Annotated in this window: 12 protein-coding genes; 2 read left to right on the top strand and 10 right to left on the bottom strand. The window is 65.3% G+C overall.

From position 1 onward, the window contains the following. Nucleotides 1–3: 3 nt before the first annotated feature. From FRC98_RS07515 to FRC98_RS07475, 9 genes are all read right to left on the bottom strand, one after another. On the bottom strand, nt 4–1,473 hold the full coding sequence (locus FRC98_RS07515) for a UDP-N-acetylmuramoyl-tripeptide--D-alanyl-D-alanine ligase (protein ID WP_146980687.1): 1,470 nt from the start codon (nt 1,471–1,473) through the stop codon (nt 4–6). Next, entirely contained in the window at nt 1,470–3,026 is a 1,557-nt protein-coding gene (locus FRC98_RS07510; protein ID WP_146980686.1) for a UDP-N-acetylmuramoyl-L-alanyl-D-glutamate--2,6-diaminopimelate ligase, read from the bottom strand. The genes FRC98_RS07515 and FRC98_RS07510 overlap by 4 nt, the downstream gene beginning before the upstream one ends. A gap of 11 nt (nt 3,027–3,037) precedes the next feature. Next, entirely contained in the window at nt 3,038–5,107 is a 2,070-nt protein-coding gene (locus tag FRC98_RS07505; protein ID WP_146980685.1) for a penicillin-binding transpeptidase domain-containing protein, read from the bottom strand. A gap of 35 nt (nt 5,108–5,142) precedes the next feature. After that, entirely contained in the window at nt 5,143–5,499 is a 357-nt protein-coding gene (locus FRC98_RS07500) for a cell division protein FtsL (protein WP_146980684.1), read from the bottom strand. Between the two features lie 11 nt (nt 5,500–5,510). Continuing rightward, on the bottom strand, nt 5,511–6,476 hold the full coding sequence (gene rsmH, locus FRC98_RS07495; RefSeq protein ID WP_230467397.1) for a 16S rRNA (cytosine(1402)-N(4))-methyltransferase RsmH: 966 nt from the start codon (nt 6,474–6,476) through the stop codon (nt 5,511–5,513). Between the two features lie 225 nt (nt 6,477–6,701). Further along, entirely contained in the window at nt 6,702–7,160 is a 459-nt protein-coding gene (gene mraZ, locus FRC98_RS07490) for a division/cell wall cluster transcriptional repressor MraZ (RefSeq protein WP_146980683.1), read from the bottom strand. A gap of 772 nt (nt 7,161–7,932) precedes the next feature. Further along, nucleotides 7,933–8,115 carry a hypothetical protein gene (locus tag FRC98_RS07485; RefSeq protein WP_146980682.1) on the bottom strand — a complete coding sequence of 61 codons (183 nt, stop codon included), beginning with the start codon at nt 8,113–8,115 and terminating at the stop codon, nt 7,933–7,935. 126 nt (nt 8,116–8,241) lie between these two features. Then, entirely contained in the window at nt 8,242–9,954 is a 1,713-nt protein-coding gene (locus tag FRC98_RS07480; protein WP_146980681.1) for a Kelch repeat-containing protein, read from the bottom strand. Continuing rightward, on the bottom strand, nt 9,951–11,504 hold the full coding sequence (locus FRC98_RS07475; protein ID WP_146980680.1) for a PEGA domain-containing protein: 1,554 nt from the start codon (nt 11,502–11,504) through the stop codon (nt 9,951–9,953). The genes FRC98_RS07480 and FRC98_RS07475 overlap by 4 nt, the downstream gene beginning before the upstream one ends. 264 nt (nt 11,505–11,768) lie before the next feature. On the opposite strand from FRC98_RS07475, the gene FRC98_RS07470 reads away from it, so the two are divergent. Then, on the top strand, nt 11,769–13,331 hold the full coding sequence (locus tag FRC98_RS07470; protein WP_146980679.1) for a sensor histidine kinase: 1,563 nt from the start codon (nt 11,769–11,771) through the stop codon (nt 13,329–13,331). Nucleotides 13,332–13,348: 17 nt separating this feature from the next. Here the strand turns inward: FRC98_RS07470 and FRC98_RS07465 are convergent, their stop codons facing one another. After that, the gene (locus FRC98_RS07465; RefSeq protein ID WP_146980678.1) at nt 13,349–14,638 is read right to left on the bottom strand and encodes a pyridoxal phosphate-dependent aminotransferase; all 1,290 of its coding nucleotides are present in this window, start codon (nt 14,636–14,638) and stop codon (nt 13,349–13,351) included. Between the two features lie 107 nt (nt 14,639–14,745). Between FRC98_RS07465 and FRC98_RS07460 the strand changes: the two genes are divergently transcribed. Further along, on the top strand, nt 14,746–15,465 hold the full coding sequence (locus FRC98_RS07460) for an endonuclease/exonuclease/phosphatase family protein (protein WP_146980677.1): 720 nt from the start codon (nt 14,746–14,748) through the stop codon (nt 15,463–15,465). Nucleotides 15,466–15,469: the final 4 nt, after the last annotated feature.

The raw sequence follows: 15,469 nt of genomic DNA, 5'->3' as shown, positions 1-15,469 counted from the left end.
GGCTTATGCCTCGCTGGAGTATGGGCCCGGCCGGCCAGACGCGGGGTCGTTCGTAAGAGCGTCGACGATCGTTTCGAGGCGTCCGCCCCGGCTGCCTTTGAGCAGAACCGCCCCGCCCTTGCGAGCGCCAACCCACGCGATGAGGTCATCGGTGATGCTACTGAAGGCGCGCACATCGAGCTCCGGCTGCACCTTAAGGGCGCTCTGAGCCATCCGCTCCGAGAAACCGCCCACAAAGGCCAGCCCGTCGATCGCCTCACGGGCTGCCACCCAACGCGCAAGTTCGGCGTGGGCATCGCCGGCGCCCTCCCCCAGCTCCAGCATCTCGCCGAGCACCGCAAAGCGGCCCTCGCAGTGGCGCGACGTGGCCCAGCGTTCAAAAGCCTCCACTGAGGCTCGCACGCTGGAGGGGTTGGCGTTGTAGGCGTCATCCAGGATGTGCACACCCCGGACCACGAGCTGGCGAAAACGTCCGCCGGGCAAAATCAGCCGGGAGAGCGCCTCGTTGAGTCGCGTCTCATCAAGCTCAACCTCGCCAGCCGCCAGCGTGGCCAGCGCCGCGGCGAGGTTGGTCGCATTGTGCATGCCCAGGAGCGGAAGTGACAGGCTGAGCTTTCTAGAATCAACTTCAAGACTTACGTCCATCCCCGGAGGCTCGCCGGGGGCATGCTCACGCAGCGCTATCACGCGCACCCGCGCGCCCTCCTCGGAGCCGAAGGTCCAGACCTTCCCGGGAAAACCCTCAAGTATCAGTTTATCTTTTTCACTAAAGGGCAAGATGGCGTGGGTGTCGCCGTCGGCCGTCTCAAAGATCTCAGATTTGCCGCGCCGGATGCCCGCCATCGAGCCAAACCCCTCCAGATGCGCGCTGCCGATCGAGGTGATCACCCGCGCAAAGCCCGGCGCCAGGCGCACAAGCTGGGAGATTTCGCCGACGTGATTGGCGCCCATCTCGCAGATCAGGTGGTCGCAGTCCTCGGGGAGTGCGCAGAGGGTGAGCGGAACCCCAATGTGATTGTTTAAGTTTCCGGGTGTCGCCCAGACTTTGCCCCGGGTCGACCAGAGCGCAGCGAGCAGCTCTTTGGTGGTGGTTTTGCCGTTGGAGCCGGTCACGGCGACGGTCTGCATGCCTCCGGCGGTGGCCTCCTGCCAGAGGGCGTGGCCCAGACGCGTGAGGGCCTCAAGTGTGTCGTCAACGACCAGGAGGATGTGCCCGGCTGGCGATTCGGCGTTGGCATTCCACCAGTCGGCGTCGACGAGCGCGGCGGCAGCGCCCCGCTCAAAGGCCGATTGTACGAAGCCATGACCGTCGAAACGCTCGCCGCGCAGCGCCACAAAGAGCGCGCCGGGAGCGATGGAGCGGGTGTCTGTGCTGACGCCGCTCACGTCACCATCGCTCGGGCCATGCAGCGTCGCGCCCGCATGCTCTGCGATCTTCTCGAGGGTCCAGGTTGATATTCGAAGCGTGCTCATGACTTCCCCCTGGCCGCCGGTCTGCGGGTTTTAAGGACGGTCGCAGCGAGGGCGGCGTCATCGAAATGACGGCGCTCCCCGGCAATCTCCTGGTAGGTCTCGTGGCCTTTGCCGGCGATGAGCACAACATCGTCGGGCGCCGCGTCGCCGACCGCGATCTCAATCGCCGCCTGGCGGTCCACCTCCGTCTGAACCTCGAGCCCTTCGCGGGAGATCACGCCGTCTTCGATCTGCGCGATGATCGCCGCGGGCGCCTCGGAGCGGGGGTTGTCGGAGGTGATGATGACGTGGTCGGCCAGCTCGGAGGCGATGCGGCCCATCGGGGCGCGTTTGTCGCGGTCGCGATCGCCGCCGGCGCCGAAGACGACGCGGAGCTTTCCTTCGACCATCGGTCGCAGGGTCTCGAGCACCCGCTTTAGCGCGTCGGGAGTATGGGCGTAGTCGACAAAGACCGCCGGGGTGCCCTCGGGGCCCTCGACGCGTTGCAGACGCCCGCGCACCCCGGAGAGGTTGCGGAGCCCTGCGGCGATCGCCTCGTCGGCCAGCCCGAGCGCGCGGGCCGCACCGGTGGCGGCGAGGATGTTGGAGACGTTGAACTCCCCGTGAAGGGAGGTCTCAATGCGGAGGTTTGCATCGGAGGACGCGACGGTCAGCGAAGTGCCGTCGATGCGCATCTGCACGAGGGTCGCCCGGAGCTGGGTGGTGTTAACCAGATCATCTTTGCCCGGCGCGGTGGTGCCGTAGGTGGTCACCTTGAGGCGAGGATCGTCACTCAAAATCGCCGCCAACGCCTGCCCCTCGTCATCGTCGGTATTGATGATGGCTTCCCCCGGCACGCCGCGAACCTCCAGACGTTCGGGCAACACCCGGGTAAAGAGCAGGCGTTTGGCGTCGCGGTAGGCTTCCATCGTCTTATGAAAGTCGAGGTGGTCGCGCGTGAGGTTGGTGAAGATCGCCACGTCCACAGCCACCCCGTCGACGCGTCCGAGGGCAAGGCCGTGGCTGGAGATCTCCATGATCACAAGATCGACGCCGTCGTCGGCCATCTCCCGCAGGCGCCGGTGCAACGCCAGCCCGTCCGGTGTGGTGTTGACGGTGGGCTCGACCCTGTCTTTCCAGCGGTTGTTGATCGTGCCGATCACGCCGACCTCGCGACCGGCCTCGCGGGCGATGGCTTCCACCAGATACGACACGGTGGTCTTTCCGTTGGTGCCGGTCACACCGACCACGTCGAGCTCGCGGGAGGGATGTCGGTAAAAAGTGGCGCCCAGATGTCCAAGAATGGCGCGGGTATCCGGCGCGCTTAGCACCGGGCCTGAGAGCGCCGAGGTGTCAAACCCCTCATCGACGAGTACCGCGGAGGCCCCCTGGTCGATGGCCTTTTCGACAAACGCATGCCCGTCAAAACGCTCCCCGCGCACCGCTACAAAGAGCGTGCCCGGGGCCACCTGACGGGAGTCCTGCGTCACCGCGCTCAGAGCGACATCGGCTGCGCCACTGCGCAGCCGCACGCCCTGCTCTCTCAATGCTGTAAGAACTTCGTTCAACTTCATTGACGCCGACCTCACTGCTGATCTCGTCCACCTGCCGAGGGTTCCTCGGCGAGCATCCCATGCCTTCCGCCGGGCGCAAGCGCAAGGTTGAGCGCAGCGACTTCTTCCAGGGGCGTGCCCGGCGGCGGGTCCTGGTTGATGACGCGCCCCCAACCGGTGACCTCGGGCACAAAGCCGAACTCCCGGGCACGATCGATAGCCTGGCGCAGCGTCAACTCGGTGAAGTTGGGCAGCTGCCCCTCGGCGACCTCATCGTCGGTCGGGTCGAGGACGCGCATCGTCGGCAGGGTCACCACGTGCTGGGGCGCCGGCGCGGCGGCCTGGCTGGCGAGCGCTTCGGGAGGCTCCTCCTGAAGTTGAAAACGCGCGTCCGGCGCAAGAGGCATCACCCCGCGCACGCGCAGCGCCTCGGCAGTGATGCGCGCAAAGGCCGGGCCGGCCACCGTTCCCCCGTAGTGGGTCTTCTGGGGCTCATCGATAAAGACCACCACAGCAACCTCGGGGGCCTCAGCCGGGGCATAGCCCACAAAACCCGCGATCCACATATCCGGATCGTAGCGGCGCGTCTCCGGGTTGACCTTCTGGGCGGTGCCTGTCTTTGCGGCGACCGTCACATGCGGGATGGCGCCTTTGGTGCCGGTACCTCCCTCAATGGTGACAAGCGACATCGCCCAGGAGACCTGCTCGGCAACCTGCTCCGAGACCACGCGTCGCACGAGCGTGGGCTCTTCACGCTCAACAATATTGCCATCGCGGTCGAGCACCGCGTCGATGATGCGGGGCTTCATCAAAAGCCCGCCATTGGCCAGCGCCGCGGTACCCGCCGCCAGCTGAAGTGGCGTGGTGGTCAAGCCCTGCCCGAACGAGACGTTGGCAAAGGTGATCTCCGGCCAGCGATCCGCCGGCCACACAAGCCCGGGCTGTTCACCGCGAAGTCCCACGTCGGTGCGCTGACCAAAACCAAAGGCGCGAATGTAGTTGTAGAGCGACTCTTTGCCGATCTCCTGGGCCAACTTGTAGGAGCCGACGTTACTGGAGACCTGAATGATCTCGGCGGCGGTGAGCTCATCGCGGCGCTTGGTGTCGCGAATCATATTGCGGCCGATCTGCAGGCGCCCGTCCTCAATGTCGTAGACTTTGTCCAGGGTGGTGGCCTGCTCCTGGAGTGCCGCGGCGAGCACAAAAGGTTTAAAGACTGAGCCGGGCTCAAAGGTGTCGGTGACCGAACGAAGTCGCCAGTCGGCGCTGGTATGATGGCGAAAACGGTTAGGATCAAAGCCCGGGGTGTTGGCCAGCGCCAGGATGTCGCCGGTGCGCACGTCCATCGCCACCGCCCAGCCGCCTTTGGCTTCAAACTCATTGACCTGGTCCGCGAGTGCCTGCTCGGCCACCCGCTGGATCTTCTCGTCGATGGTCAGCCTGACGCTGTGCCCCTCGAACTTTCCGAACTGGGGCGCATCGCTCAAGAGCATCGCGCGCCCGCTGGCGTCGCGCGTCACGCGCATCTCGTAGGTTCCGCCGGCCAGGGTGCGGTCGAGCTGTCGCTCCAGCCCCTCGAGCCCCTGCCCGTCGATGCCGACAAAGCCCACCAGCTGCCCGGCGATCTCGCGCAGGGGGTAATAACGCTTGTACTCGCGGGTGATATGCACCCCGGCGATGTCCAGGCCGCGGATCGCCTCGGCGGCGCTCGGGCGAGTCTGGCGCTCCAGCCACACAAAACTCGAGTCGCGGCTTAAGCGCGCGACCAAATCGTCATAACTGAGTTTAAGATGAGGTTGCAGCTGGCGCGCAACCCGCTCCGGATTCTCAATGCGTCGGGGGTTGGCGTGAATGCTGGGAACCTCGACGGAGACGGCCAGCTCGGCGCCGTTGCGATCGACAATATCACCGCGACGCGCCTGTTTGGTGACCTCGCGGTTCCACTCGATCGCCGCGCGCTCCTGCAACTTCTCCGACTCGACCGTTTGCAGGTAATAAACGCGCCCGGCCACGGCCACAAAACCCAGCGTAAAAAAGACCCCCACCATCAAAAAGCGCGCCTTCAGCCAGAAGCGCTCTCGCGGCTCATTGATGTGCTCCATCGTCGTGCTCCAGGCGGCAGCCTAAGATCGGAACTTCAGCGCGTGGCGGTGCTCGCGTCAAAGAGCGCTGCGTGCTCCTGAAGATCGCCGGCTTCGAGGTCGATCACAATGACCTGTTCGGGGCGCGCCGGCTCCAGCCCGAACTGCTCGCGGGCGGTCTGCGCCACAAGATCAGCGCGACCGTGCATGCTGGCCTCCACGGTCAGCCGCTTATGCTCTTCGAGCAGCTCGCGATGCTCCTCGGTCACCTCGGCGATGGCGTAGCCGGTCTGCGTGATCTGATACTCCTGCCAGACGTGAAAGAGCAAGAGCGCGCCGGGCACCCCGACGAGCACCAGCACTTTGGAGACCTCCATAAGATCGCGAAGCGCGCCAATGATATGAGACTTCATACAACTCCTGATCACACGTCGCTGTGTGTATGGGGCAACACCTTAAGCGCGCGTAAGCGCGCGCTTCGGGCGCGGGGGTTTGCTTGAACTTCCTCGTCGCCGGCGACGACCGACTGACGGGTGAGCACCTCGACCAGCGGCTCTTTGCCGCAGGCGCAGCGCGGAAAATCGCGCGGGCAGGTGCACGGATCGGCAAGCTCTCGGAAGGTGTGTTTGACGATGCGGTCTTCGAGCGAGTGAAAGCTCATAAAGACCGCGCGCCCGCCGGGCTTGACCACCTTTGGGATCTGGCGCACGGCCGCCTCCAGGTGCTCAAGCTCGCGGTTGACCGCGATGCGAAGCGCCTGAAAGACGAGCGTGGCGGGGTGAATCTTTCGCGAGCCCCCGCGCTGCTTAGCGGCGACGAGGTCGGCGAGATCGGTCGTGGTTTTGAGCTCCCCGCGGGAGAACGCCCCGAGGATCGCCCCGGCCACACCCCACGAGCCTCGCACCTCACCGTAGACTTTGATCACCCGGGCGAGCTCCTCGCGGGAGGTCGACTCCAGGTACTCAGCGAGCGTGGGCACATCCGGGCCCATGCGCATATCCAGCGGGCCGGGCTGCTGAAAACTAAAGCCGCGCGAAGGCTCATCGAGCTGGTGCGAACTCACCCCGGCGTCGACCAGCCATCCGTCAGCACGCTCGCCACGTTCGGCGATGATCTCGGCGGCCTGGGAGTAGTTGGCGTTGACCAGCGTCAGGCGCTCGCCGGCCTTCTCGGCCAGACGCGCGCGCACGGTGCTCAACGCCTCGGGATCACGGTCGATGGCGATAAGACGCCCATCGGGGGCGCTCGCATCGAGGATCGCCGCGCTATGACCGCCTCCACCGGCGGTCCCGTCGACGTAGAAGCCCCCGGGTTTGACATCGAGCCAGTGCAGCACCTCCTCGACCATAATCGGGGCGTGGTAATCACTGGCGTAAGAATTGGACGACACTGGCGACCTCGCTGACTGCAAACACTGACGCCGCCACGTCGTCGGCTGCACCTGAAGCCGGGACGGCTCGCCCTTCCCTGGGCGTGTTGAGCCGCGGAGCTCTCACGAGCGCCACAACCCATGCTTCATCCATGAAGCTCCCGGCCTTCTCATCCCTGAGTCTTACCGCGCGCTCGCTCAATGCGCGGTCCGCTCATCCTTGAGCGTTAAGACGAAGGTCTGACCTTAAAGACCAAGCTCCGACATCGCCGCGGAGAGCGCCTGGGGGTCTTCCAGCGCGTCTTCGACTGCGCCGTCCCACTTGGCCCGCGACCAGAGCTCGACGGTGTCGAGCTGACCCACCCAGACACACTCACGATCGAGCTGCGCGAAATCTCGCATCGCCTGCGGCACCAACAGCCGACCGTGGCTGTCGATGGAGCACTCAACCGCTCCGGCAATGTAGACCCGCTTGAGCTGCTGGACGTTGGGGTTGAACTGAGGGAGCGAACGAACCTTCTCCTCAAAGGCCAACCACTTGTCCATGGGATAGACCACCAGGCATTGCTCGAAGGTGCGCGTCAAGATGAGGCGGTCAGCATGTTCGCCGGTCGGATCGTTAGCGGCCAGCACCTCACGATAGCGAGCCGGGACGCTGATACGCCCCTTCCCATCCATCGTGTGTTCGTACTGACCTCGAAACATCGCGACACCCGGCTCACATCACCAACCACACTCCATCCATGGAACCCATCTCAACACCGGCTGCGCCGTCCCTGGCGCGTGCCGGTCAACCCGTGCTCCACCACCTCGTGCCACCGGATGGGAATTCATCCCACTGAGGCCACTATAGGGGTGGGCAGATCCCCCGTCAAGAAAAGTATTTGACGCGCTCACCCGCATAAAACGTGGCCGATCGACGATCCACACCCATGCAAATAACACCAAAATACCCCTTAAAAAACAACAACTTAACCCAACTACACGGAACTTCAACACTGTCCGCCATAGACCGAAAAGCGATCTGTGGGAGAAGGTGGGAAGGAAGAGTGGGATCCAATCCCATCGCCACAAACAACCCGGCGTACACCCACCGCATCACGCAGCTCGCCGCGGCGCCTCACACCATCGGACCTGGGGGATGAAGTGGCACGAGGGGGATGAAGTGGCACAGAGGGGATGACGTGCCACAGGGGGGATGACGTGGCACGGGGGGGATGACGTGCCACAGGGGGGATGACGTGCCACAGGGGGGATGACGTGCCACAGGGGGGATGACGTGCCACAGGGGGGATGACGTGCCACAGGGGGGATGACGTGCCACAGGGGGGATGACGTGCCACAGGGGGGATGACGTGCCACAGGGGGGATGACGTGCCACAGGGGGGATGACGTGGCATCAGAGCAAAAAAACCCGCCTCCCTGATGGGAGGCGGGCTTTAAGGATGGGAGCGCCGCGATGCGCCGCTCTCAAACCTCAGGCGTCCTGGTCGTACTTGATGTACTTCGGAAGCACGCGAACTTTCTTGTGCTCCTGCACTTCCAGCTCGACGGTATCTTCAATCGGGACCATCTGCTTGGACACGAAGCACATGATCTTTTCGCCGCTGAGCTTGGTGGCTTCGCCTTCGGCGGGCGCGTTGGTGGTCTCTTCAGCCATGGTAATCTCCTTAAAATCTATAGCACTGGGCTGTGGGCGTCTCCCGCGCCATAAGCGAGGGAGAACGGGTCAGGCAGGCCGGATGAGCTAACAGGCATCGATGACGCCGTCAACTCTGCACGGCACTTAGAGGGGCGGACGAACCGGGTCGTAAGCGTTGAAATACTCGGCATCGTGGCGCGCGACGTTGTTGTTGGTGCGGCTCATACCGCCGGTGATGAGCACGCGTCCGTTGGAGGTCACATCGGCGGTGACGTCGAAGCGCTCCTGGTGCAAATCGCCCAGCAGGCTCACGTTGAAGGGCGGCACGGCGGTGAGCCCCTGGAAGACGAGGCGCTCGGCGTTGCTGACGTGCTCGCGGCCCGGCCCAATGCCTCCGACAAGGAGGAGGTCGCCGCTCTGGGGAAGCTCCACCAGAGACGCCCCACCACGTGCCTGATTGATGCGCCAGGTGCTCTCGCTGAGCATCTGGCCCTGCTGCGGCCGCCCCACTTCGAAGTTGGCCGTGCCGCCATCGGTCAGGCCGGTGAAACCGCCGATCACAATCACCAGGTCCCCTCCCCCGCTGCTGATGCGGCGGGCCGAGGCGCCAAAGCGCGCCATATTAAGCGGCACGCTCTCGGTGGTCACCGAGCTGGCCTCGGTGGGTACGATCTCTTCGGAGCTTGAGAGCACCTGGCTGGCGCTGCGGCCACCGGCCAGCCACACCGTGCGGCCATCTCGGAGCAAGACCGCGGAGTGCCCCACACGCGCGTCGGTCATCTGCAGGCCCGAGCTCACCTGAGCGGCCTGCACATTGACCACCTCAAAGGTATTGAGCACCGCGTTGTCGCGGCCGAGCCCGCCGGCGATCACCACCGCACCGTCGGAGGTGCGACGAGTTGCGGTGTGGTGCGCACGAGGCGTCTCCAGGCGAATCGCATTGCCGTTGAAGTCGACAATGCTGCGAACCCGAGTTCCGGGTGCTTCATTGAGGTCGATAAGCTCCAGCGAGTCAACCGGTCGCACCACGCCATCGCGCAACGTGAACCCGCCCGCAACCAGATAGCGCTTATCGCCCAGGGGCGTCACCGTGTGGAAGGCCCGGGGCTCGGCCAACTTATCGCGCCCGAGCACACCGACGGCTTCAGCGGCGTCATCCTGAGCCAGGCTGGTGAAGTAGCCGGTTACTGGCGAGAAGACCTGAATGTCGTCATAGACCTCGGTGAGGTTCGGGGTGGTGAAGGGCTGATAGAAGCTGCCCGGGTTACCGCCACCGACGATGAGCACTTCGCCATCGGAGGTCGTCGCCGAGGCGTGGCCGATGCGTCCGAGCCAGTCGCGCGTCTCACCACGGTAATCAAAGGCGCTCTGCACAAACTGGGTCTGCTGCGTCTCGCTATCGAGGATCAGCGAGCCCACTGGCGATGCCTCATCGACCGGCGCGACCATCGCGCGGAAGTTGCGCAGCGGGCTACCGGCCTGGAAAGTGAAGATCGGCGTGGCGCCGGCGGCCAGGAGGTTGTTCGAGGCGTCAAAGACCTCGAAATCAAGTCGCAGTCGCTCCCCGTACGTGATCTCGGGCATCGACGCGCTGCCGGCGGCAAAATCAAAGGTACTCTGCGAGAGAATGCGTCGGTCCATCGGCTGAGTGACCTTGACGCGCACCGTCTGCGCGCCCTCATAGGCGGGCATGCCGGTGACAAACCCCTCACCGCCCTGCGCGGTCGGGCCCCAGCCAAAGAGGCTGACCTGCACCCGAGGCGTCGCCTCATCGGGGCCGCAACCGAGCGCGCTCACCAGCAGCGCGCCCGCCACCAGGCGTGACATCTGTTTCGTCTTAAAGTTCAACGTGCTCACCACTCCACCTCCGCCTCAAACGCCGCGGGCTGCGAGGCGCTGCTACGCAAAATCAAAAAGAGAGTTCCGGCGATGGCGCCACCGGCCAGCACCGCAGCGCCGCCGTAGGCGAGGTAGCGCTTGGTGTTGCTGCGTCCCTCCGAGGGCATTGCGGCCGGTGCGGCGATAACTTCCGGATCTTCAACCGCAGGACCGGGCGTGGGAAGCGGCGCGCGGGCAACTTCCTCCTCACTGACCTCGCGCACACCCGAGGTCGAACCGGTATCCGTGCCCGCCTCCCCGCTCTCCACCGGGACCTCCACCGCGACGGCCGGGGCCGGCGCAAGGTCGACGTCGACCACGGCGCGATCGGCGGGCATCGTGCGCACGGCCGTGGCGATTTCGGTCGCCAGACGGCTCACACCCACACGCTGGTTGGACATCTCCATGTTGAAGCTGACGTTTTCGCCCTGCACGACCATCCCGTCGCGAGCGCGGTACACAAAGGGCGCAGCGGCGTAGTCTCGCCCGTCGCGGACCATAATGACCCAGGCCACGAAGTCGGCGCCGGTGCGCGTGGTCAACTCCACAAGATAAGGGCTGAGCTCGGCGCCGAAGCGTCCCGAGCGCAACGTCTCGCGCAGGTCGAGGTAAAACGCGGGAAGATCCTCGTCGGCGGAGGCCTGCGCCTCACGCGGAGCTCCCAGCTCCACCGAGACGGCCTGTTCGGTGCCGCGGCCGCGCACGCGCACTTCCTGCGCCCACACGCTGCCACCGCCACGCACCACCAGGTAGTGATGCCCAAAGCCCACCCCGTCGATGCGCGCCGGGGTCACGCCCTTGAGCTCACCATCGAGGTAAACTTCCGCGCCGTCGACGTTGCCCACCACAGCGAGCACGCCGGGGCCGGCTTTTTCCACCCGGTCGAGCTCCGAGGTGAAGACCTCACGCAGGTCCGCCGGGAACTTCTCCGGATCGAGCGTGGCGCCGGGCCGAAGTTGCGCGTAGCGCTGCATCAGCTTGCGGGCGTCCAGATCGAAGTTGCTCTGAAAGTAAGCCAGCGAGAGGTTCGCCAGGGTGTCGGCGTACACATCGAAGTTCTGAAGATCGGAGAGGTGCTCGTTCATCATATCGAGCGCGCGCTGGAAGGTCTCCGCAGCTCTCTGCGAGTCGCCAGCCGCCAGTGAGCCGATCCCGGAGGTGTAGAGGCGCTCGGCTTCGGCCACCGCCGCGCTGGCGTTGCGACCGCCGCCCAGGCGCTCTTGAATCTGGCGGTAGCCCGGCAAGAGCTCCAGCCCGCGCTGCTCCTTGAGCCGCGCGCGGGTGTCATCATCAACGCGCTCGGGGATGATGCTTGTGATCTCACCGGCGACGCTGTCGGTCGGCAGCATAAAAAGGCGCGGGGTCGGACCGGCCGGCTGTGCGGTCTCCTCGGCGGCGTGCTGCTCCCCTTCACCGCTTTCTTCGCCGCCCTGAGCCCAGGCCGGCGCGCTCAGCGCGGCAAACCCCAGGATAAAGAGCAACGCACCCAGCGGACGCCTGGCGCGGCTCGCGATACTGACAGAATTCATGATACCTCAACCCTCCGGCCCAACCGCTTCCGCTCAGGGAGCATGGGCACGACGACTTACGCGCTGCACCGGGTCTACTTCGCGACCCGGGAGCGACGCCTCAAAAACGCGCGACTCGCGTGGATAAAACGGCCTCGTTCACTAGCATAACGGCGATTTAAGCGTCAACCCACGCCCCGAAGACCATCGGGAGTAACCCCTGTATTTCGGCCCCTTTCGGGCATCCCGGTCGCGTTGCCCCGCCCTCGTTGAGACATCTTCCCCATGCGCCTGAGCCTGGCCACCAAAGTCTTTATCGCCTTCGCCGGCGTCACCATCATCTTCAGCGCGGTGGTGATGTTCGGCGTCGAGCGCACCCAGACCCTCTACGGGCAGCTCCGCGCCATCAATCACCGCATTGTGCCGCTGGGGCTTCAGCTCAGCGATGTGCAAAACGACCTGCGCAGCTTCCACGTCGTGCTCAACGAACGCGACCCGGCCGTGCTGCGCCGCTCGTTGCAGCTGACGCGCCTGCTCAACGCCCTGCCCGACAACCTCGACGAAGAGCTTGGCGAGGCCGCGCTGCTGGCCGACTTCAGCGAGCTTGAGGAGGTGCCCGCAGCCCAGAGTGAGGCGTTTGCCTCCCTTCATCAGGACCTCACCGCGTTGCAATCGCGTGGTGGCGAGTTCTCGAGAGCGGCCAGCGCGTTCACCGCCCAGGTGTTAAGGGAGCGCCCCCAGGGCTCGGAGATCTCAGAGTCCATCTCGGAGACGCAGACCGAGCTCAGCGCGGAGGCCCGCGCGCTGGATAACCGCCTCACCCAGCTCCGCGCCGAGCTGCGGGTGGCCACCGATGAGGCGCTGGCCAGGGCCGATGACACCGAGCGAAGCTCGGTCTATGCGCTCGGCGCGCTGAGCCTTGCGGCGCTGGCGGTGGCGCTGCTGGTGCTCATCCTCATCATCTGGACCTTGCGGCCCCTGACCACGCTCACCCAGGCCGCCCGCCGCATCGGTGAGGGGGACTACCGCCCGCTGCCCAGCCCCTCCACGCGTATGGGACAGGATGAAGTCGCGCTGCTCACCGCCGAGTTCAACACGATGGCGTTGAGCCTGGCCGAGCGCGACGCGCGCCTGCGCAGCCAGCACGCAGCCCTGCTCAAGTCGGAGCGCCTGGCCACCATCGGGCGCATGACCAGCCTGATCACCCACGAGCTTCGCAACCCCCTCTCCAGCATCAACCTCAACGTCGAGATGCTCGCCGAAGCCCTGCAGGAGCGCGGCATTGACGCCTCCGATGAGGAGATCCGCCCGCTCCTGGAGACGGTCATCGAAGAGGTCGACCGCCTGCGCGACATCACCGAGGAGTATCTGATCTACGCGCGCCTGCCCTCGCCGAAGACCCAGGCCGAAAACCTCGATGATATCGTTCAGGGGCTCATCGACTTCCACCAGTGGGAGTGGAGCCAGCATGGCGTGGAGGTGGTCGTAATCATCGACGACACCCCACTCCGGGTGGAGGCCGACGCCAACCAGATGCGACAGGCGCTGCTCAACCTCATTAAGAACGCCGTCGAAGCCAGCTCCCCCGGCGATGAAGTGGTGGTGCGGGTGGCCCGCGTCGATGGTGTGGCCCGCGTCGCGATCGAAGATCAAGGCGAAGGCATCCCCCCCGACGGGCTGGAGCGCCTCTTTGAGCCCTTCTTCTCCACCAAATCGCAGGGCACCGGCCTGGGGCTCCCGATGACCCAGCAGATCATCGAGGAGCACGGTGGCGAATTAAGCGTCGAGAGCGAGGTCGGCCGGGGCACACGCTTCTGCTTTGAACTCCCGATTGCAAAGCCCCATTGAGACTCGGAACCCGTCGATCAGGCGCCTACCGTCTGGGCTTGAGCCACCTCGGCGATCATCTGCTCCAGACGGTCCAGCCCCGCCTCAAGCTCTGCCTGGGGCGGCCCGAAGCTAAAGCGCACGTAGTTTTTAAAGCGGCTGTAGCGGTTGGCGCGGCGCTGGCCCGGGTTCACGTCAAAGAATTCACCGGGCACGCAGATCACCTGACGTTTGAGGGCCTGCGAAAAGAAGTCCATCCCGTCGCGCAGCCCGGGGGGAAGCTCGCTTAAGTTCGCCCAGACGTAGAAGGTGCCCTGGGCGGGCAGGTCGAGCTTGATGCCCATCTTCTGCAGGCGCGACATCATCATCTGGCGCTTGGCGGCGAAGCGCTCGCGAATCGCGAGGATCTCGGCGTCGGTGACCTCATCGTCGAGCAGCTTCACCGCCGCTCGCTGCAGGGGGCGTGCGGCGCCGCCGTCGAGGAAGCTGCCGGCGCTGGCCACGCGCTCAATGACCTTCTTCGGGCCCACCGTCCAGGAGAGGCGCCAGCCCGGGTAGCGCCAGCTCTTGGTCAGGCCGTTGACGATCACCGCCGGGTCGCGCTCCACGTCTTCGACGTAGCGCGCCGCGGTGGCCTCCTCAATGGACTTGCCCCAGACGTAGTGGCTGTAGAACTCATCGAAGATCATGGCACAGTCGAGCTCGCGCGCCACGCGCAGCCACTGGCCAAGCTCATCGCCACCGACCAGCTTCCCGGTGGGGTTGCAGGGGTTGGAGAGCAAAATCGCCGAGAGCCCGCGCCCCTTGATCTCGTCTTCGAGTTCTCCCGCGCTGAACGCGTAGCCGCGACGGGGGTCGAGCAAAATGGGGATAGGGTTAAAGAGACGAAAAAGGTCCAGGAGCTCTTCGTACGCGGTGTAATCGGGCAGGAAATGCCCCAGGTTGATCGGCCCGAGCGCTGCGGCCAGGCGAGAGAGCGCGGTGCGCCCACCGCCGCAGATGGCCACGTTTTCGGCGGAGTACTGGCTGGCCATGCCTCGGCGGTAGCGGCGGTTGTAATGGTCGGCCACCGCCTCGCGAAGCTCCCACAATCCGGTGACCGGAGAGTATTCGTGATCATCTTCGGTGATGCTGATGGCGTCGATGCGCGCCGGGGCATGCTCAAGCATGCCGGTCTCGGGCTGGCCCTGGCCGAGGTTGGTCCAGCCCGGGTCACCGGGGCGGTAGCCGTGGCGGCCGGCCTCGCTCATCACATAGATCACGCCGGTTTTTGGCACCGAGCGAAACGCCCCGTGCGACTTCTTCCCTTCCGACCGCCTCTCCACCATACTTCTCTCCGCGTCGTCGGGCTCAACCTGGAGAGCCCCTTGAGTTGCCTGAACCACCTCCGAGCCCTAGCACACTTCCCCACCCCCACCAACGTCGGGAGGCTTCGATGCCACACCAACTTCGTATGATGACCTACAACATCCGCCTGGGCATTCAGCAGGGGCTCTGGGCCATCTCAAAGGTCATTGAGCAGGCCGGCGCCGATGTCGTGGCGCTTCAGGAGGTTGGGCATCACTGGAAGATGGGGCCTGCGGGCGATTCCGCCGCGCGGCTCAGCGCGCTGACGGGGCTTGAGCATCACGTCTTTATCCCGGCGATCATCGAGGAGCGCCCCGGCCAGGAGCCGGCGCGTTACGGCCAGGCGATTTTGAGTCGCTGGCCGATTCTGGAGGTCGCCATCGACCCGCTTCCGCAACTTCGTGACGAGCCGCGGCGCCTGGCTCGCGCGCTCATTGAGAGCCCGGCCGGTCCGGTGGAGGTGTGGTGCACGCACCTCTCGTACCTGGTCGACGATCGCCCGCAGCAGGGCGAGGTGCTGCGCGAGCGCATCTGCGCGGCGCCCATCTGTGGGGCGGACGACGCGCCGATCGCACGTTTTGTGATGGGGGATTTCAACGAGCCCGAGCGCACCGAGTGGCTGCAGGCGCTGGTGGAAATCTGCGAGGATCCGGGCGCGCCGGAGGCCGTCGAGACCTTCCCGGCCCATCAGCCCGACCGGCGCATCGACTTTGTGCTGGGCCAGGGCGCGCGCGCCCTGGCCCACCGGGTACTGGAGAACGCCGAAGCCTCCGATCACCTGGGAGTGCTCACGCTCTGGGAGCTCTGAGCGC

The organism is Lujinxingia vulgaris (assembly GCF_007997015.1).
GTDB classification, from domain to species: domain Bacteria; phylum Myxococcota_A; class Bradymonadia; order Bradymonadales; family Bradymonadaceae; genus Lujinxingia; species Lujinxingia vulgaris.
This window is presented reverse-complemented; position numbering and strand designations above follow the sequence as displayed.

Excerpts from the sequence above, each read along its gene's own strand:
- FRC98_RS07515 (WP_146980687.1), bottom strand. The coding sequence starts at position 1,473 with ATGAGCACGCTTCGAATATCAACCTGGACCCTCGAGAAGATCGCAGAG.
- FRC98_RS07485 (WP_146980682.1), bottom strand. The coding sequence starts at position 8,115 with ATGGCTGAAGAGACCACCAACGCGCCCGCCGAAGGCGAAGCCACCAAG.
- FRC98_RS07510 (WP_146980686.1), bottom strand. The coding sequence starts at position 3,026 with ATGAAGTTGAACGAAGTTCTTACAGCATTGAGAGAGCAGGGCGTGCGG.
- FRC98_RS07500 (WP_146980684.1), bottom strand. The coding sequence starts at position 5,499 with ATGAAGTCTCATATCATTGGCGCGCTTCGCGATCTTATGGAGGTCTCC.
- FRC98_RS07470 (WP_146980679.1), top strand. The coding sequence starts at position 11,769 with ATGCGCCTGAGCCTGGCCACCAAAGTCTTTATCGCCTTCGCCGGCGTC.
- FRC98_RS07465 (WP_146980678.1), bottom strand. The coding sequence starts at position 14,638 with ATGGTGGAGAGGCGGTCGGAAGGGAAGAAGTCGCACGGGGCGTTTCGC.
- FRC98_RS07505 (WP_146980685.1), bottom strand. The coding sequence starts at position 5,107 with ATGGAGCACATCAATGAGCCGCGAGAGCGCTTCTGGCTGAAGGCGCGC.
- mraZ (WP_146980683.1), bottom strand. The coding sequence starts at position 7,160 with ATGTTTCGAGGTCAGTACGAACACACGATGGATGGGAAGGGGCGTATC.
- FRC98_RS07460 (WP_146980677.1), top strand. The coding sequence starts at position 14,746 with ATGCCACACCAACTTCGTATGATGACCTACAACATCCGCCTGGGCATT.
- FRC98_RS07475 (WP_146980680.1), bottom strand. The coding sequence starts at position 11,504 with ATGAATTCTGTCAGTATCGCGAGCCGCGCCAGGCGTCCGCTGGGTGCG.